Genomic DNA, 18,491 nt, shown 5'->3' with positions numbered 1-18,491 from the left:
ATAAGAACGATGTGACTGAAAAAGAAAAGTTAGGAGAAGAAATGAGAAAACTCCGTGAAAAAATACCAAGCTCAGACTATAATAATGGAAATATTTCTCAGCAAGAACTTGCTGATAAAAATATTGGTTTAACAAAACATTTAATTGGTACAATTGAAAGAGGTAGCGCTAATCCTACGTTAGAAAAATTAATTTTTCTTGGAAAAGCACTTAATCTCAAAACTATCAATATCTTAAACGTTGAAATTAATATAGATAAGTTTATTAAAGAAAATGCAAAACGGAAGTAAAATAAGTCAAACAATGACAGTGAACTGTAACGAATAAAAAAATAAAATAAAAAGATGCGGACGCATCTTTTTCTGTTTTATGGCGGTAAGCAAATCTTTATCTCTGGGTACTCGAATAAAAAGCTTATGTGTTGATTCATAAGATAATATTATATATTTGATTTAAATAAATGCTGATGTTTGTAAGACATAGCAACCCAATTTTGGGTAGATAAGTTGGACGCTATCATATATATACAAGTTAGCGGTCAGCATAAAGAAACAACGTAATCGTAGATGAAAAAATTAATAATACTATCAGACATATGGGGCAAGCGAAAATCAGATTGGATTAATTATTATGTAACAATTTTAGAAAATCATTTTGAAGTTGTTTTCTATGACTGTTGCGAATTGGCAAAGATTGATTTGTCAGAATACTTTGAAGATAGCATTCACCAGCAATTTACTAATGGTGGAGTAAAAATTGCTGTAAAAGCATTACTTGACAAAGAAAAAAAAATTGTTAATGTATTGGGATTTAGTATCGGTGGTTTTATAGCTTGGAAAGCAATACTTGACGGACTGAATGTTGAGAGTTTAACTGCAATTTCTTCTACTAGATTGAGGTATGAAGATAAACGTCCAGATTGTGTAATAAATTTATTTTATGCGGAAAATGACAAGTACAAACCCATAGATAATTGGTTTAGAGAACTTAACATAGAAATAAACATTTATAAAGAAGAGGAACACGAATTTTACAGTAATAAAAAAACAGCTATTGATGTGTGTAAGAAAATCATTGAACAAACAAAGCCGAACCGCTAACAGGCTTGGCGAAGAAGCGGATTTCGAAGCTCTAAACTGTCTATCATTACTGAACTTGATACGACGTACAAAACTTCATTTAAGTACTGAACCCGCTTTTTTGCCAAACGCCGCAACGTCAAACTGTCTAATAAGCTCTTTTCTTTCCTACGACTTATTTGTACTTAAAATCGTTCAAAATATTTGCCCTACTGATTGCCTTTTTGTACATTCAAGTATGAAATTCATGAACGGAACCAACAGAAACCAACTCCCGCTTTTTGCATCATCGATAGATGATGCCATTACGCAAGACTACGAAATCAGGCTCATTGACCTTTTTGTTGACAGTCTTAAACTCCCTGATTTTGGATTCACTTTCGATTTTGTCTAGAATGGAAGACCTGCTTATCATCCTTCGTATTTACTCAAACTCTTTATTTACGGCTATCTCAATCGCATGCGTTCCTCTAGAACTTTAGAAAAAGAATGCTGCCGAAATATTGAACTCATGTGGCTGTTTAAAGGTTTGGTTCCGGAACACAATAGAATTGCTAATTTCCGAAAAAACAACCCTAAAGCCATTGCTCGTGTTTTTCGGGCAACATAAAACTAGCAACGCACTTTGAACTCATTGGTGGTGCTTTGGTCGCTGAAAACAGCACTAAACTTAGAGCATAAAACTCTAAGAAAAACAATTTCAATCCTAGTAAAATAGAACGTCAAATAGCTTATATCTATGCTAAACTCGGAGAATATAACTCGGCCTTAGCCAAATAAAATGGTGATGTTTTAGAAAACAAATTATAGTAAATAGGATAAAAAAACACATCGTTCAAAAGCAAAAATACATTGGGTATCAAAACACAATTGATACTACAAGAGTTACCCAAATCTCCACTTCAGATCCTGATAGTCGCCAAACCAGGACTCGAAACAACATCTCGGAAGTAGCCTACACGGTTCAAACCACAGTAGATGCACTGCACAACATTCCTATTGATTTCAAAGTAACTAATGAAAATGGTTCTAAAGTAATGGGCGGAATGTTACGCCGTACCAAAACGATTTTAGGACACACTAATTTTACTGCTATTTATGACAAGAGATAATCACACCGGAAGCGAATTTGAATATGCCAATAAACTCGGCGTTGATGTACTGGTTGAAATCCCTGAAGCGGCTGTACATGCACCTGATATCGCTTTTGATGTAGAATATTTTAAATATGATAAAATTACAGATTCCTATACATGCCCTGCTAATGAAACATTAACCACCAAAGGAAATTGGTATGTGAAAAAGAACGGTAAATCAATAACCCAGATGAAGCATTACAAAACTAGCGCTTGCTTGAATTACAAACTCTTTACAAAATGCACGAAAAATGCCAAAAGCAGACTAATCGAACGTTCCCAATATGCAGATTTGATTTATCAAAACAAAATTAGAATCGAAAACAATTATGAAATCTATCGCAGACGGCAAGCCATAGTATAACATCCATACAGAGTAATAAAACGCCAATGGGATTTTTATTATATCATGACAAAGAAAAGCATCAAACACGCCTTGGCTGATGTTGGATTGATTTTCACAGTTTACAATCTGCGTCGAATTTTTAATTTAATAGACCAAAATCTATTAAAACAATATCTGAAAGTAGTGACTTTGTATTTTTGCATTTTAAAAGTGTTTTTTAAGGATTTTTACTGATCTTTTTCTTTTAAGAATCTTAAAGAGACTTTTCCCAAAAATAAATTTAATTGTAGTTTAAATCACATATATTTACTCACTCATTAACAAAATAGAGTTCGTTTAGAGGTTTTTAGACGAACTAACGTTAGCGGTAAACTTAAAAAAAGATATAATTATGAAGAACAATTGGATTAATCATCCCATAATTTTAAAAGGAGATGAAATAGAACTACTTCCTTTAGAGAAAGATCATTTAGAAGATTTATTTCTTGCTGCATCTAATAAAGAAATATGGGAACTAACATCTGTAGACTATTCAGTTGAAAAAATATTTTATCCGAATTTAAACAATGCAATGAATGATCGAGAAAAAGGAACAGTATATCCTTTCGTTATAGTTCACAAACACTCGAATAAAATTATTGGAACTACAAGATTTCTTGAAATATATCCTAATGAAAAAAAAATAGAAATAGGCGTTACTTGGATAATGAAAGAATATTGGGGAACAACTGTAAACCTAGAATGTAAATTATTATTACTCAACTATTGTTTCGAAACTTTAAAAATTAACAGAGTTCAATTTAGAGCAAAAGATAATAATTTACGCTCAAGAAAAGCAATTGAAAAAATTGGAGGTCTATTTGAAGGAATTTTGAGAAAAGATAAAATAGAACTGAATGGAGTACCTAGAAATACTGCTTTTTATAGTATTTTGGATAGTGAATGGGAAAATGTAAAACAAAGTATTAAAAACCAAATCGAGATAAAAGCATACCGCTAACAGGCGTTTTGATATAGTGGAGTTTTAGTGGAATTACCATTTCGCATCGCGTTTCCGTTAAGCAGAAAATACTCGGTTACGAATTCCCCACAATCTCAAAGCGCCAGAACGACGTTAGCGTCTATAACAAACCATAAAAAATTATGAGAACTATTATTTACATTCTTCTTTTTCTTCCTCTATTTATTTTCGGGCAAGCTTCCAACCAAAACGATAACAAAATCTCTATCGGTACTATGGAGACCATTCATTCTACCATATTAAATGAGAAAAGAGACATATTGGTTTATACACCTACTTCAGGAGGTGTTGACAGTAAAACCCGTTATCCGGTAATTTATCTCTTAGATGGCTACTCATTTTTTCATTCAACAACTGGTATGGTACAATATTTAAGTGCCATTGGTAAGATGCCCGAAATGATAGTAGTGGCAATAGTTAATACCGATCGAGTTAGGGATTTAACACCTACCCATAGCACGTCATGGTCGAATGGAGAACAAGATACGGCTCATTTTAAAAATTCAGGAGGTGGTGAAAAATTCATCTCATTTATCGAAAAAGAATTAATCCCTTATATCGATTCTCACTATAAAACTGAACCCTACCGCATGTTTGTTGGTCATTCTTTGGGAGGATTAATGGTGATAAATACCCTTATTAATAATCCCAAATTATTCAATTCTTATGTAGCAATTGACCCGACTATCTGGTGGGATAATAAAACCATCATGAAACAAGCTGCGATTGTTTTGGAACAAAAAGAATATACAGGGAAGAAACTATTCTTTGCGTCAGCAAATACTATGAATAAGGAAATGGATACTATCAGAGTGGCAAAGGATACGGCAAATGGCAATTTACATGTGAGGCATAATCTTCAATTCCGCGAAATACTGAACAAAAGTAAAAATAAAAAGCTGGACTGGAAGTGGAAGTATTATACTGATGATAATCATCCATCTGTACCACTTATTGCTGAATATGATGCTTTGCGTTACTTTTTTAAAAATTATGAATTACCCAAGGAACTGGACGATCGTTCGATAAATGCAGAGTATATTCAAAATCATTATCAAAATATTTCTGTAATGGTAGGTTATTCTGTGCTACCACCACAAAGCACTATCAATTTTTTAGGATATAATAATCTGTCAGGCAAACTTTATGACAAAGCATATAGCTTTTTCAAGATGAATATCGATAATTATCCCGCAAGTGCAAACGCCTATGATTCTATGGGAGACTTTTATGTTGAAAAGAATGATACCATAAATGCAATAAAATCATTTGAAAAGGCATTGTCCTTGAAAGAAGCGTCCGAAACTAGAAAGAAACTAAAGAAGCTACAAGCGAGGAAATAAAACAGCCGCTTTTTTACAGAAAGAATCTTAATTGTAGTTTAAATCCTATATATTTACTTTCTAATTAACAAAATTGAGTTCGTTTGGAGGTTTTTAGACGAACTGAATTTGGTGGCAATTTTACCGAACCGATCATAACCACTAGACAGACACAAATATTTAATAATTTTCAGAACATAAATGAAACAATTTTTTAGACTAACAATACTTACAACAACAATTCTATTTACAAGTTGCAATTTATCAGCACAGAAAAAAGAAAACTATTCAACAAAAATTGACAGTTTACTACAAACTAAAAATCCAAGAGATTTTAACGGAGTAATTTACATTCAACAAAACGGAAAATTGAAATATGTTAAAGCATACGGATTTGCTAATTTAAACAAAAAAACACCTCTAAAAATCGACGACAAATTCTCTACAATGTCGATAGCAAAACAATTTACGGCTACGCTTATCTTACAAGAAGTTGAAAAAGGAACGATTGATTTGCAGACACCAATTCGTAAATATTTACCCGATTTAAAATATTCTTGGGCAGACACCGTTTCTATTCATCAATTACTTAACAACACTTCAGGTTTGTACAGCGAAAGCATAGACAAGCCTTTGAAATTTAAACCAGGTACTGCATTCAACTACTCAAATGTTGGCTATTATGTGGCTGGAATGGTATTGGAAAAGCAAAGTGGGAAAGGTTTTGAAACGTTAGTAACGGCATTATTTAAGAAATGCAAAATGAACAACAGCTATTATCCTAACGAAACCAATAGTATTTTTTTGACTAAAGGACACCTTGTAAAAAAAGAGGGAACGATAACGCAATTTGACAAAATCAGCTTTACACCTGACAAGTATTGGGGAAGTCATTTAATTGTTACCGCAACAGATTTAGCTAAATGGAACGAATGTTTGCATAATGGAAAACTATTAAAAACTGCCACTTACAAACTGATGACTAATTATTCTATTACCAACAAACATCAACTTTTTAGTAAAAATCCTATTGGTTATGGTTATGGTTTGCGAATTAACGATAAAGCCAATATCTACGAAATTGGACATACTGGTTTTCATCCAAGCGAAGGATTTACAGCAGTAAATTTATACTACCCTAAAACCAAAACAAGTGTCATAGTGATGGAAAATCAAGCCAATGAAAACTTTGAAATTGCTTATTACTTCGAGCAGGAAATTAGAAAAATAGTTAAAGAAAGTAAACTTTTGAAATAAATCGCTTCAATGAAAAAAGTACTATTGCTGTTTTGCAGTATAATATCATCTATAGTAAATGCACAAACAAATTACACTATTTACTCAAAAACGTATGGGCAAAGTGAAAATCCTGCAATCCTTTTTATTCACGGTGGACCGAGAGGAAATTCGACACTTTTTGAAGGAACAACTGCCCAAAAATTAGCCGAAAAAGGGTTTTATGTAATTGTTTATGACAGGCGTGGCGAAGGTCGTTCCATTGATACTAGTGCCACATTTACTTATCAAGAAGCGATTAAAGATTTGAATGAACTTTACAAAAACTACAACCTTAAAAAAGCAACTATTATTGCTCACAGTTTTGGTGGTTTAGTTGGAACGCTTTTTACCGAGCAAAATCCTGAAAAAGTAAATTCACTGATACTTGCAGGTGCTTTGTTTTCTCAACAAGAAACGTATGATCATATTTTGAAAACATCCCGGAAAAATTATAAAGAAAAAAAAGATAGTTTGATGCTCTCTGAAATTTCTAAAATTGAGAAGCTTCCAAAAAACTCTGCACAATACAGAAAACAATGTTATGAAGTTGCAAGCAAGAATAACTATTTCAAAATGCCTTTTCCAACGGCAGATGCGAACAAACTTCGTGAAAATTATGAATTGAGTGAATTTGGTAAAAAAAACATTAGAAATGACAATGCACCTATTTTATTCTATAAAAATGAAAGCAAAAATAATATTGACACAAAACCAATTTTAAAAAATCTAATAAAACAGGTAAAATTATTTGGGATTTACGGACAACAAGACGGTGTTTTTTCAGAAAAGCAATTAATTGATTTGGAGAAAATAGTAAAAAAACAAAATTTCAAAATCATAGAAAATTGTTCACATTATATGTTTGTAGACCAACAACAAATATTTATTAACACAATTGTAAAATGGTTAAAATAATAATTTAATTATGAAAAAAATAATATTCCTACTCTGCCTTTCTCTCTTTTCCGTTCAACTATTTGCCCAAAACATGAATGAACTTGGCAAAGAACTTAATCAAATCATCTCAACCAAAAATGTAACCATTGGAGTTTCAATAAAAGGAATTGAAGACAAAGACACTTTGAGTATCAATGGAAATATGAAAATGCCGATGATGAGCGTTTTCAAATTCCATATTGCATTGGCGGTTTTGAATGAAGTTGATAAAGGCAAAATATCTTTAAATCAGAAATTTTTTATAAAAAAAGAAGATTTGCACGAAGATACTTGGAGTCCAATAAGAGACGAATATCCAAACGGAAATATGCATTTGACATTAGACCAATTGTTGAGATATACCATTTCACATAGCGATAATAATGGTTGTGATATTCTTTTAGAATTAATTGGCAGTACAAAAACCGTTCAAAAATTTATCCGTAAACAAGGTATACAAGATTTTGTGATAAAGGTAAACGAACAAGAAATGCAAACTTGGGAGAACTTATATATCAACACTACAACAGCATTGGCAACTACTGAAATATTAGAGAAATTCTACAAAGGACAAGTTCTCAAAAAAGAATCCACAAACTATTTGTATCAAATTATGGTAGAATGTTCGAGAGGAAATACCTGGATGAAAGCAGGACTTCCCGAAGGAACGGAATTAGCACACCGAACAGGAATTTCAGGAACTAATAATGATAATCTGCGAGTTGCATTGAACGATGTTGGAATTGTAAAACTTCCAAACGGTAAACATTTAATTATTTCAGTTTACTTGAAAAATATAACAGAAACAAAAGAAAATACTGAAAAAATAATTGCAGACATAACAAAAGCAACTTGGGATTATTACACGAAAAAATAAAAACTGCCACCAACAGCTAGAATTTCGTTGCGTGCGTAGCACAAACAATGAAATTTCTGTTAAACGGAACCGGTCACTGGCAGGTACTATGGAGTTTTCGTAAAGTTTTGAGAGAAAATGTCAAGAGGATTTAGTGTCCTATTTTTTTTGAGAAGGATTTTGGGTTTAGTTTCGTATTTTCGTTCACTTTTGAACACAAGTTACCTTACCCATAAAATTAGTTTTGATAGGAAATTGTGTTTTGGCTACCCCCAAAAAACCATCGATAACTCTGGTTTCGCCACTTTTCAAATCAGCATCTTTCAATGACTAAACAAATAGTTTGAAAGTTTTCTTTAATGCGATTGCGTTATTTTTCTGAAAGCTGTAATGTTGTGGTAATTGGGACGAATACCTTCTAAAAGCCGTTGTATTTCAATGTTTCTGAAACATTTCTTTTCTATATCTCGACCACTCCTGATTCCATTGAGATAACCGTATAAATAGATCTTTAGAAATACTTTACTATTGAAACTCGGGCGACCTTCGGTCTTGAGCATTTTTATAGCAAAATCAAGTTTAGAGATGTCAATATATTCGACAAAGGCATATATTAATCGCACCAAATTATCGGGCTTATAGTATCTTCTAAACTTGAAAAACGCATTTGTTGACGGGAAATTCCGGTGATGTGTTGCATTCTTAAAAATAAGAATAATCTTCTTTTTACACAAGTATTTTGTTATATTTGGTGATAATACAATGAAGGTTTTTTCACAGACTGACGTTGTATGCAATTTTGCCAAACGTAAATAAAAACATTATGGATGTAAAAAATATATTATTGATTGTCCGTTTTTATTCATAATCCCGTAATGCTTGCTATTACTAGCCTATCGAATAATTTTTCTTCAAAATATCTTCGATTGAGTTTATAAACAAACTCATTTAGATATAATTGAAGATATTTCCCTTTGATTTTGTGATAATTTCCTAAAAAATTACGTTTAGCATTACTTATTGCAATATGTACCCATTTTAAAGTTTCTGTTGTTGTTTCTTTATTAGATTTCTCTGTTATATGAATCTCAACAAAGTCTGCAATATCAATATAAGATGTACTTTTATCTGTAAAAAGAATACTCCTTTCAGAAATTGATTCTTGAATAGTTTCATTAATTTGTTCAGCAGTATGATCAGTCAAAACTTTAGCTTTAAAATATCTACACTGGTTTGATTTTTTTCCTGTTTCAATATCTTCAAGCGGTGTTGATTCCGCCATAATTGCTGTATTTATTTTTCCCGCAGCTCCACGACCTCGAACTCCTTTTTCTTTTTCTTTTTCTGAAGATTCAACAGTGAAATAACCTTCATCAAACTCTATCATTCCTTCCAATGTATAGCGGGCATCCCTATTTCCCATTGCTTTTCGTAGCTTATGAACCATTGCCCAAACGGGTTCGTAACGTTTCAATCCAAGCTGTTTTTGAATTTCTTTACTGGAAAAACCTTTTTTTGTAGCTGTCATCAAAAACATAGTTTTATACCAAATCAAAAATGACAAATTAGAACTTTGCATAATGGTTCCACTTCGTAATGAGATTCTGCTTCTACATTTTTTACACTCATAACTCCAAACACTTTTTATCCAAAAATGTTCTTTGCTACCACACTTACATTGAACACCAATCTTATCGCTTTCTTCCTTAAAATGAAGCCTGCAAGCTTCTTCACTTTCAAAATTTGCCGTAAAACTGAATAAATTCATATCTGATTTTTTATCAAAAATACTAAACTAAATTTAATTATTGGTAATTACGGACAATCAAAAAACTAGTATTGATATTGAATTATATCTTACACCTTACGCAATGGAAACGTACTATTGTTAGTAATGTATGGTTTTGGAAAATTTTATAAATTACCAGTCAATTTTTGAACAAAAAAAACCTCCAAAATCAAATTATTTTGGAGGTTTGTAAATTATGGTGGTTCTTGAGGAACTATTTACGAACCATTTTTTAAAAGATTCAAAACAGTTAAAAGGTATAAAGGATAAGATTAATAATTATATTGATTTCAAATATTTATCTTGGAGTTTCAAAGTCTGGTTAATCAAGTGGTGGTCGGAAGAAAAAATCTTCCGCACACCACTCTCTAAAAGCCTTTTTTTTATATCAATTTAAAAACGAGGGTCACAGGTTCTAATCCTTTTTGTGCTTAAACAATTGATTTTAATCGATTTAAAGTGACCCATTAAAAAGTTGTGGGTCAAAAAAAGTTAAAAACAGTTTTTTTTTAAAAAGGGAGAATAAAGGTGTATCATTTTTAGCAGCCACTACAATGGATACTAAAGAAGCAATTGTTGCTATAATACTTTCTAAATTCATAATTCAAATTTATTAAAAAAAAGTGAATATTTTTTATAAATCAAAAATCCACTTCCAACAAATGTCCATTTACTTTAAGCCAATTTTTTGCTTTTTGATAATTAGGTACTTGAATAGAAAGAATATTCCAGAAACGTGGTGTGTGATTATTTTCTATTAGATGAACTAATTCGTGTGCTACTAAATATTCCAAAACATACATTGGTGCTTTGATTATTCTCCAATTGAAAATGATATTGTTGTTTGGTGTACAAGAACCCCAACGGTATTTCATTTGTGATGTTTTAAATTCATTGAATTTAACGCCCAAATTGGTTGCATACATTTTAGCTAATGGTTCTATTTTACTTAATGCTTGTTTCATATACCAAACTTTAAATAATTTGTTAGCTGCTTCTTGATTTTCTCTTGAAATTCTAAATCGTTGGTTAAACTCAACACCTTCAATTGTTTCATCAACGACTAATAATTGATAGTTTCTTCCTAAATACAATAGTGTTTCTCCTGATATAAACTCTTTTGGCTTTGTATCAACAGGATATTTTTGAATATGATTCAATTTCTCTTTTAACCATTGTCTTTTTGATTGTACGATTTCTTCAATCTTCTCTAATGACAGATTCAATGGAGCACGGACAATAATTTTCCTATCACGTTCAACGGTGATATTGAGTGTTTTTCTTTTACTAAATTTTATTTCGTACTCTATCTGCATTTTAGTCTGCTATCATTTTGAAATGATTGGTTTTAGAAAGCTCCATTATTCTTGAAATTAACTCACTTCTCTTTGTAATTATATTTGGTATTTTATTGAATTCTGGAGACAAAAGCATTTTTTGTAATTCTGCTTTGAGTTTTGATTGTGCCGGTACACTATCCCAAAAACCTGTTAGTTTTATTTCTGTTACTACAAGATTAAAGATGTGCTGTGTCAAATTTACATTTAATGCTATTTCATCTTCGGTTAATTCTCTGTTGTCGAATAATTCTGCTTTGAAAATTCGGAATAAGGGCATTTGCTTTTTACGGTCCAAGCCATACGTTTCTTCTCTTTCTCTATTTTTAATTATCTCACGAAGTTTTTCTAATTCTTCATAGATTGCTTTCCAATTCCCTTTGAAATTCTCTAATATCTTTTCTAATGCTTCTGAAAATGATGCAAATAATTCTGGATCTTCATCTAAATTAATATCAATAAAGTGACGAATTGCATGTTCTACTGCAGCAGCCTTGGTTTTTGTTCTCTCCTTGTTTTTTACATTTTTGAGGAAATCATCTGCAATAATAGAAATTGGTGCAATAGTTTGTTCAATTCCTTTTGATTTAAGAAATTCATCTGCAATCCCTCTTAATTTTGGAGGAATACCTTTCATACTAAAACGATTGTCTCTAAAATGTTTATTAGCTAAAGCATTTATTTCTGTAAATGATTTCCAATCTGTAAAGAAGTCCAATGCCTCTTTTCTTGGCAAAACATTATTAAAACAAGTTGTTAATTTATTATACAGCTTGATGTATTCAAAACGAATATCTTCATCGTAAAACACGTCAAAGAAAGCATCTATGTCTGTTAAGTCTTCTAAACCTTGCTCTTTTAAATAATCCCAAATGTCTCCGTGAGCTTTTATTAACTCATTTAATTCGGTTTCATCGTCTGTGATACAATCGATAATCTCTTGTAATTCTTTTTCGGCATAAGTATCCAATGCTCTTTTCAAATGATGACCAACTCCAACATAATCTACAATAAAACCTCTATCTTTTCCATCTGGTCCTATTCTGTTTACCCTTGCGATAGTCTGCAACAAATTATGAGCAACAATCACTCTATCAAGATACATTACTTGTTCTATTGGTGCGTCAAAACCAGTCAATAACATGTTGTTTACAATAATAATTCCCACGTTACCGTTTACCGCTTTATCTTCTTCATCTGTAGTTCCAAATGGTAATTTGAAACGTTTGGTACTTTTTTTATGGTACTCTTTATTTGTAAAAGCTTTAATATGAAGTTTATCATTGTGGTCACCCGAAATTACAACAGCTGTTTCCAACTGCTTTAAAACTTCAATATTAACCAACATTGGATTTGATGTTTCTAATGCTGTTATTTTTGCTTTTAATGCTTCATCTATAGCTACTTTATATCTTACACAGGCTTCACGAGAATTAGCTACAATTTGTGCTTTAAATCCACCTGAAAAGATATGTTCTACATAATGATTGACCATATGGGTAGCTTTATCTTTAATAGTTTCAACAGCATCTAAATAGGCGTTACGAGTACCAAAACCTAATATTTGCAACCGTTCTGTTAATGTATATTCACTAAAAACATCTTCAAATTTTTTATCCATTCCTGACTTATCAGGAATTTCGGCATTGTGTGTTAATCCTTCATAGACAATCTCTAATGTTACACCATCATCAATAGCTTGACGCATTGTGTATTTATCAATATAATCTTTGTATTTTTTTTCTGTTTTTCCTGTTGGTGTTCCTGTGAAACCTATTGAAGTTGCATTGGGTAATGCTTTATCTAAATTAGCAGCTAATAATGAATATTGAGAACGATGAGCCTCATCTGTCATTACCAAAATATTAGCATTTGGATTAAGTTCAGGAAATATTTGCAACCCGCTTAAATCTCCGTTTTCTTGAAACTTATGTATCATTGCCATCACCAAATCAGAATTATCAGTTGCTAATAATTCTTTTAAACTTTGTCCATTTGGTGTCGCTTTTGGATTTATAAAATTAGCTGTTTTAATATTGAAACCAATACTTCCGCCTGTTTCTGATAATTGTTCTTCCAATTGCGTTCTATCAGTAACAAAAACAATTTTCCAAGAAAGTAATTCGGGCTTTAAACGCATTTCGCGAACCAAAAACATCATCGTTAATGATTTTCCAGAGCCTTGAGTATGCCAAATAATACCTCCGCGTTCTAATGGATTCTTTCCCTCTATTAAACGTTTGGTTGTTAGTTTTACCGATCTGAATTGTTGGTATCTTCCAACTACTTTTATTTTCTTTCCTTTATCGTTTATTTGAAAAACTGTAAATACTTGAATGATGTCTAAAAGATTTCTCCTGTCTAACATTCCAGCCACTAATCTTTGTTGATCGTTCGGTGATGATTTGCCGTGAACTAAATCATTCAATGATTTTGGATAAGGATCTGTCCAACGATAAAAATGTTTTGGAATATTTGTTGTAATTGTTCCAAATTTAGCTTCTAAACTACAGGTTGTAATTACAAATTGATTGTAAAAAAATAATTCTTTGTTTCCTTCTCCGCTATCGCCACGTTGCTCTGAATATCGCAATAATTGGTCAATTGCTTCTGGAATTGGTTCTTTTACTTTTGATGATTTTGCTTCGACTATAACTATTGGCAAACCATTAATAAATAAAACAATATCAGGAATAATGTTATGATCAGTTCCTGGAATGTTTACTTTGAATTGTGATATAGCAGTAAAAATATTGTTTTCTACATTTTCAAAATCAATGTAACGAACCGTTGGACTCAGTTCTCCCGTTTCTTCATTTTTAGAAACGGTTGTGTTTTCTAATAGTAAATCTAATATTTTTTGATTGCTTTCTATTAAGCTGTTTTTTTCAAACGTAGTTATTTTGCGAACTACATCGTCTATTTGTGGCTCTGTTAAGAAAGGATTAATCGTTTTTAAGGATTGTCGTAATTTTGGATGTAAAACCACCTCCGAAAATGAAGTACGATAACTTTGTTGTGGCGTTTGCTGCAATGCTAATTCTAATACTTCGTTATTGCCTGATGCCCAACCTAAGTGAATTAGTTGCTCTAAAAAAGGTTTTTCAACATGTGAATACTCGTCTAGTTTTAGACTTGAACCCAAATTTCCTCTGTACTTGTTATCGTTGGTTACTATCATTGAATCCTATTTAATTTATTAAATGCGTTACTCTTTTTTTACCTGATAATAGGTCTTGCATTAATCCTTTTTTGGTGGATTTTAGTTTGTTCAATTCGATTTTTAAATTATTTAGAAAATCATTAATTAAATTAATTTTTTCTAAAATCTTCCTTTGTTCATTAATTTCAACCTTAGGAAAAATAAAAGAATTTAATATGCCAGAATTTGTTACACTTCTACCACTTTCATTAACATTTTCGGTAATTTGCTTTTGAAAAGCATTACTATATTTAATTAGAAGATAAATAAAGTCAGATAAATAAGTGTTCTGATCTAATCTTAACCGCATAAAATTTGAAGACATAATCCAACCTGATTGCTTATGTTTTATTACTAATGACCTGCCTATTTCTGCCACTCTTGAAAAAAGTATATCGTCTTGAATTAATTTATATGCTGATAATTCATTGGCTTTTTTTTCTGAAATAAACAACAAGTTCTCTTGAATAAAATCATCATCACCTAAAGAACCAATAGTAATAACTGGCATACCTTCATCTACCCAATGTTCTGTTTTCAATGAAGAACCAAATGGTCCAGTTTTTAAATATGGGCTTTTTTTAGAACCGATTTCCCATAGTTTTAATACGTCCCAATCTTTCGGTATTCTGCCTATTGGACTATCTTTAAATTCGTGTGTTTGTTCACTTCTAATATTACCTTTTTCATCAATACCTTTGGTCAACAAATCTTGCATTAAACCTGTTTTAATTCGATTGTATTTTGCAATGTTTATTTCGGTTTCTGAAATTGCTTTATCAACTTTTGATAAGATATCTGCAATTTTATTTTGTTCCTTTGATGTTTTAGGAAAATCAACTTTATGTTTTTTTAAATCCTTTTTTTGAAGGTGTTTTAATCCACTACCTTGAAAATAATTAAGATTAATGTAGCTTATTATGTTTTGAGAATAATAAAACAGGAATTTTACATTGATTATTTCATTTGAGGTGATAGCATAAGTATCGGTTGAATAAGCAACTTCTCCGTTATGATACTTTACATTTGCTACACCACCAGTCGTTAAAAAAATATTTTCGCCATCTATTTGTTTTTCGTTATGTAAAAGAATTGCTTCACCGCTTGTAAAAAATGGATAAACTCCAAAATTAGTTGCATCTGAAACTTTTAAAGTAGACTTTCTTTTATCAGAAATTAAATTACCAAAATCTTCACTAGTCCATCCATCAGGAATATCATTTATTTTTTCTTCCATCTTAATTCAAATAATTTAAATCCGTTAGAAAATCGTTTAATTCTTTCATTGTTTTGTTTCTGTCTTTTTCTATACTATCAGCCGAAACAAAATACTTGTCGAAAAGGTTTTCATAAGCACCAATTAAAGCTCTTTTTTCAGCGTTTAGGTAGCGTTGTAATTGGTTGTTTATAATAGCAAAATGTTTTTTAAGAATTAGCTTTTGGGCTTCATCAGTAGTTATCATTCCGCCAATTTCAGTTAACAAATTATCTAATTTATTTAGTTTATTGGAAATGATACCCTTGTCTTTGCTTAGTGCTGTAACTTGTTTTGATATTTCAGCAATTTGTTTTTTTGCTTCAATCACTTTTGATAATTTCAATAGTGTTTCCGCTTCCTTTGTTTTATTTGATTTTAGCTCTTTTTCTAATGCTGTTACTGATTTTTTAATATTCGCAAAATCGGAACTGTTTTTTAAATCAGTTTTGAATTCAAAAATTAATTCATCGGTTGCTCTACTCAATTTATCCAATTCGGTATTCACTGTTTTCAAAAGCTTGACACTTTCCTCTTTTTCTTCTCCAGAACCGTAACGTTTTAGAATTAATTTCAATTCCAATTCCGCTTGTTTTAGTTTTAAAGTAGCTTTGATTTCTTTTATTTCAGCTTCCAATTTCAATATGGTTTTATTGATTTCTTGAAATGGTTTAGCTTCATTAAGCTTCTTTCTTTCTTTAACCAAATAATCAATATTCTTTTTAAGTAACTCTTTTACTCTAGCATTGGTTAATTTTTCGTCTTCCTCTGCTTCATATTCTAAAAGATTTATTGCCTCTTCAATAGCTTCCTCCAAATTGGTTTCTTTTTCAGATTGGCTTATTTCAAGGTTTTCAATTTCAGCTTGTTCATTGGTAAAAAATTCTTCGATAAGGTATTCATCAGGAATAAGTCCTGCATCCCAACCGTTTTGCATTATGGTTTTAAGGTCATACTTAATATTATCCCACCAATTTACAAAAACACCTGCTACTTGAAATTTATCTAATACGCCAACAGGAACAAACTTTTCTTTTATCGTGTCTAATAATTCTTTTCTAACTTTTGGGATTTTATCACCTCCGAGAGAAACGTAATATGACATACTTTCAGATGCTGAGTTTTCTAGAGAAGTTTCTTGAACCGGTGCTAAGGTTGAAAAATCTTCTTTGGCCAATTGCCACCAATCTGCTAAATGCAAGCCTAAATCTACTAAAGTATTGACTACATTTTTATCTTCTTCAATTTGGGTATTAATTTCTGCTTTATCCGTTATTGCAAAGTCCTTGTACTGTTCGTTTTTATTTTTAAACAAAACACTGCCATTATAATTAAACTTTTTGCAAATGGAACTTTGAACTGCTTCTATTTCTGTAATTGGAACACCTCCTACTAAATGTGCTTTTACATCTTCGGGCTCAGGTTCAGGAGTATTATCAACGTATCTTCTAATGTTTAAAGTAAATTCGTTTTCTTCAATCGTTTTTAAATCAACTAGTTTAGAGTATTTAGGTTCTTCAACTTTATTGGTAAATACATAATCGATTTTTTCAATATCCTCTGGACGCAAAGAATTTTGTTTTTTACCTTCTGCAAAATCTTTGTCAGCATTAATGAAAAATACTTTATTCTTTAAGTTGTCAGGTTTGTTTTTATTTAAAATAATCACGCAAGCAGGAATACCTGTACCATAAAACAATTGAGGTGGTAAACTAATTATACCTTCAATTACATTATCTTTTAGCATTCCCTCTCTTATTTCCTTTTCTTTTCCACCTCTAAATAAAACTCCGTGAGGCATTACAACGACAACTTTACCGTTCTTTTTACAACTTGCCAACATATGTTGTACAAACATAAAATCAGCTTTTTTACCATCTTCTGGAGCAAAACCATAAGGAAAACGAGATTTATATTTCATCTCAGCTTCTTTGTAATTTTGAGAAAATGGAGGATTTGCAATTACTCTGTCAAACTGCAATAATTGACCATCTTTTTCATTTAATGGTTCTTCTAAAGTATCGCCGTATTCAATTGTGTATTTTGAAATGTTATGCAGAATAATGTTCATTTTACAAATAGCAACTACAGTAGGGTCCATTTCTTGACCAAACAATTCTAAATTATTAGCATCTTGCCCTTGCTCTTCAATATATTGATGCGCCTGAATCAACATACCTCCCGAACCGGCTGTTGGGTCATAAATTGACATTCCTTCTTCAGGTTTCATCAATTGGACTAACAATCTAACTACTTGGTTTGGTGTATAAAATTGCCCTCCTTTTTTTCCGCCTTCATCGGCAAAGTGTTTTAATAAATATTCGTAAGCTGCACCTAATAAATCTGGAAACTCGAAGTTTTCATTGATTAACGCTGGAAAAGAATTGAAGTGTTCTAACATCTTGATAAGGTCATTGTTTTTTACAATTGCCTTTCCATCTACTTCTTTGTTGAAATTAATCCTACCTTTAAAAATACCTGATAAAGTTTCGGAATTTGCATCTTCAATAGCATCTAATGCTTTGTTTAGCATTTGACCAATATTGCTTTTTAAATATTTTATTGGTGGTTGTTGATTTCCATTTTCATCAATAAAACCTTCATTCCATCTTGCTCTTGCAGGAACAAAAAAAGTATCACTATAAGTTAATTTATCTTCTAAAACAATTGCAAGAGTTTCTTCGTCTAAATGTGCATAATCGGTTTTTTTATATTGCCCTCTTTTTTGTTCAAATATATCGGACATTCTTTTTAGAAAAAGCATTCCAAATATAAATTCTTTGTATTCTGAAGCATCCATTTTACCTCTCAAAATATCGGCTGTGTCTTGTCCTGAATAACCGATACAGATTATTAGATAAAAATATTTAATTAAACACTTGCAAAAACGTTTTTGCAAGTGTTTTTTGTTTTATATGTCCTCATTTTAATTTG

The 18,491-nt window shown here is 31.3% G+C and carries 17 protein-coding genes; 10 read left to right on the top strand and 7 right to left on the bottom strand.

Going from position 1 to position 18,491, the window contains the following annotated elements:
* Window positions 1-11 precede the first annotated feature (11 nt).
* The 10 genes from ACNQGB_RS06535 (at window position 12) to bla (ending at window position 7,995) form a co-directional block, all read left to right on the top strand.
* Entirely contained in the window at window positions 12-290 is a 279-nt protein-coding gene (locus tag ACNQGB_RS06535; RefSeq protein WP_417944508.1) for a helix-turn-helix domain-containing protein, read from the top strand.
* A 276-nt stretch (window positions 291-566) separates the two neighbouring features.
* On the top strand, window positions 567-1,100 hold the full coding sequence (locus ACNQGB_RS06530) for an alpha/beta hydrolase (RefSeq protein ID WP_417944509.1): 534 nt from the start codon (window positions 567-569) through the stop codon (window positions 1,098-1,100).
* A 217-nt stretch (window positions 1,101-1,317) separates the two neighbouring features.
* Window positions 1,318-1,473 (top strand): hypothetical protein, encoded by a 156-nt coding sequence (locus tag ACNQGB_RS06525; protein ID WP_417944510.1) that lies wholly within the window; start codon window positions 1,318-1,320, stop codon window positions 1,471-1,473.
* 45 nt (window positions 1,474-1,518) lie between these two features.
* Window positions 1,519-1,689, top strand: coding sequence for a transposase (locus ACNQGB_RS06520; RefSeq protein ID WP_417944525.1), 171 nt, complete (start codon window positions 1,519-1,521; stop codon window positions 1,687-1,689).
* A gap of 488 nt (window positions 1,690-2,177) precedes the next feature.
* Entirely contained in the window at window positions 2,178-2,579 is a 402-nt protein-coding gene (locus ACNQGB_RS06515; protein WP_417944511.1) for a transposase, read from the top strand.
* A gap of 373 nt (window positions 2,580-2,952) precedes the next feature.
* Window positions 2,953-3,561 (top strand): GNAT family N-acetyltransferase, encoded by a 609-nt coding sequence (locus ACNQGB_RS06510; protein ID WP_417944512.1) that lies wholly within the window; start codon window positions 2,953-2,955, stop codon window positions 3,559-3,561.
* A 143-nt stretch (window positions 3,562-3,704) separates the two neighbouring features.
* Window positions 3,705-4,925 (top strand): alpha/beta hydrolase-fold protein, encoded by a 1,221-nt coding sequence (locus ACNQGB_RS06505; RefSeq protein WP_417944513.1) that lies wholly within the window; start codon window positions 3,705-3,707, stop codon window positions 4,923-4,925.
* Window positions 4,926-5,105: 180 nt separating this feature from the next.
* Window positions 5,106-6,161 (top strand): serine hydrolase domain-containing protein, encoded by a 1,056-nt coding sequence (locus ACNQGB_RS06500; RefSeq protein ID WP_417944515.1) that lies wholly within the window; start codon window positions 5,106-5,108, stop codon window positions 6,159-6,161.
* Between the two features lie 9 nt (window positions 6,162-6,170).
* Complete coding sequence (locus ACNQGB_RS06495; protein ID WP_417944516.1) at window positions 6,171-7,097, top strand: alpha/beta fold hydrolase; 927 nt, start codon at window positions 6,171-6,173, stop codon at window positions 7,095-7,097.
* 10 nt (window positions 7,098-7,107) lie between these two features.
* Window positions 7,108-7,995, top strand: a complete 888-nt coding sequence (gene bla / locus ACNQGB_RS06490; RefSeq protein WP_417944517.1) for a class A beta-lactamase, subclass A2 — start codon at window positions 7,108-7,110, stop codon at window positions 7,993-7,995.
* Between the two features lie 335 nt (window positions 7,996-8,330).
* Here the strand turns inward: bla and ACNQGB_RS06485 are convergent, their stop codons facing one another.
* From ACNQGB_RS06485 to ACNQGB_RS06455, 7 genes are all read right to left on the bottom strand, one after another.
* Window positions 8,331-8,597, bottom strand: a complete 267-nt coding sequence (locus tag ACNQGB_RS06485; protein ID WP_472777092.1) for a transposase — start codon at window positions 8,595-8,597, stop codon at window positions 8,331-8,333.
* A gap of 239 nt (window positions 8,598-8,836) precedes the next feature.
* Window positions 8,837-9,742, bottom strand: coding sequence for an IS1595 family transposase (locus ACNQGB_RS06480; protein WP_417944519.1), 906 nt, complete (start codon window positions 9,740-9,742; stop codon window positions 8,837-8,839).
* 475 nt (window positions 9,743-10,217) lie between these two features.
* Entirely contained in the window at window positions 10,218-10,364 is a 147-nt protein-coding gene (locus ACNQGB_RS06475) for a hypothetical protein (protein WP_417944520.1), read from the bottom strand.
* Window positions 10,365-10,404: 40 nt separating this feature from the next.
* The gene (locus tag ACNQGB_RS06470) at window positions 10,405-11,079 is read right to left on the bottom strand and encodes a M48 family metallopeptidase (RefSeq protein ID WP_417944521.1); all 675 of its coding nucleotides are present in this window, start codon (window positions 11,077-11,079) and stop codon (window positions 10,405-10,407) included.
* A gap of 1 nt (window position 11,080) precedes the next feature.
* A complete protein-coding gene (locus tag ACNQGB_RS06465; RefSeq protein ID WP_417944522.1) occupies window positions 11,081-14,281 on the bottom strand; it encodes a type I restriction endonuclease subunit R in 3,201 nt (1,066 codons plus the stop codon).
* 10 nt (window positions 14,282-14,291) lie between these two features.
* On the bottom strand, window positions 14,292-15,539 hold the full coding sequence (locus tag ACNQGB_RS06460; RefSeq protein ID WP_417944523.1) for a restriction endonuclease subunit S: 1,248 nt from the start codon (window positions 15,537-15,539) through the stop codon (window positions 14,292-14,294).
* A gap of 1 nt (window position 15,540) precedes the next feature.
* Window positions 15,541-18,369 carry a type I restriction-modification system subunit M gene (locus ACNQGB_RS06455; protein ID WP_472777091.1) on the bottom strand — a complete coding sequence of 943 codons (2,829 nt, stop codon included), beginning with the start codon at window positions 18,367-18,369 and terminating at the stop codon, window positions 15,541-15,543.
* Window positions 18,370-18,491: the final 122 nt, after the last annotated feature.

The sequence above is a fragment of the Flavobacterium frigidum genome (assembly GCF_048286795.2).
The sequence above is the reverse complement of the archived record's forward strand: the minus strand, read 5'-3'. Positions and strand labels throughout refer to the sequence as shown.

Bases quoted from the DNA above. Each gene is read 5' to 3' on its own strand.
- ACNQGB_RS06480 (WP_417944519.1), bottom strand. From the start codon at position 9,742: ATGAATTTATTCAGTTTTACGGCAAATTTTGAAAGTGAAGAAGCTTGC.
- ACNQGB_RS06505 (WP_417944513.1), top strand. From the start codon at position 3,705: ATGAGAACTATTATTTACATTCTTCTTTTTCTTCCTCTATTTATTTTC.
- ACNQGB_RS06500 (WP_417944515.1), top strand. From the start codon at position 5,106: ATGAAACAATTTTTTAGACTAACAATACTTACAACAACAATTCTATTT.
- ACNQGB_RS06460 (WP_417944523.1), bottom strand. From the start codon at position 15,539: ATGGAAGAAAAAATAAATGATATTCCTGATGGATGGACTAGTGAAGAT.
- ACNQGB_RS06530 (WP_417944509.1), top strand. From the start codon at position 567: ATGAAAAAATTAATAATACTATCAGACATATGGGGCAAGCGAAAATCA.
- ACNQGB_RS06515 (WP_417944511.1), top strand. From the start codon at position 2,178: ATGACAAGAGATAATCACACCGGAAGCGAATTTGAATATGCCAATAAA.
- ACNQGB_RS06475 (WP_417944520.1), bottom strand. From the start codon at position 10,364: ATGAATTTAGAAAGTATTATAGCAACAATTGCTTCTTTAGTATCCATT.
- bla (WP_417944517.1), top strand. From the start codon at position 7,108: ATGAAAAAAATAATATTCCTACTCTGCCTTTCTCTCTTTTCCGTTCAA.
- ACNQGB_RS06510 (WP_417944512.1), top strand. From the start codon at position 2,953: ATGAAGAACAATTGGATTAATCATCCCATAATTTTAAAAGGAGATGAA.
- ACNQGB_RS06495 (WP_417944516.1), top strand. From the start codon at position 6,171: ATGAAAAAAGTACTATTGCTGTTTTGCAGTATAATATCATCTATAGTA.
- ACNQGB_RS06465 (WP_417944522.1), bottom strand. From the start codon at position 14,281: ATGATAGTAACCAACGATAACAAGTACAGAGGAAATTTGGGTTCAAGT.
- ACNQGB_RS06470 (WP_417944521.1), bottom strand. From the start codon at position 11,079: ATGCAGATAGAGTACGAAATAAAATTTAGTAAAAGAAAAACACTCAAT.
- ACNQGB_RS06525 (WP_417944510.1), top strand. From the start codon at position 1,318: ATGAAATTCATGAACGGAACCAACAGAAACCAACTCCCGCTTTTTGCA.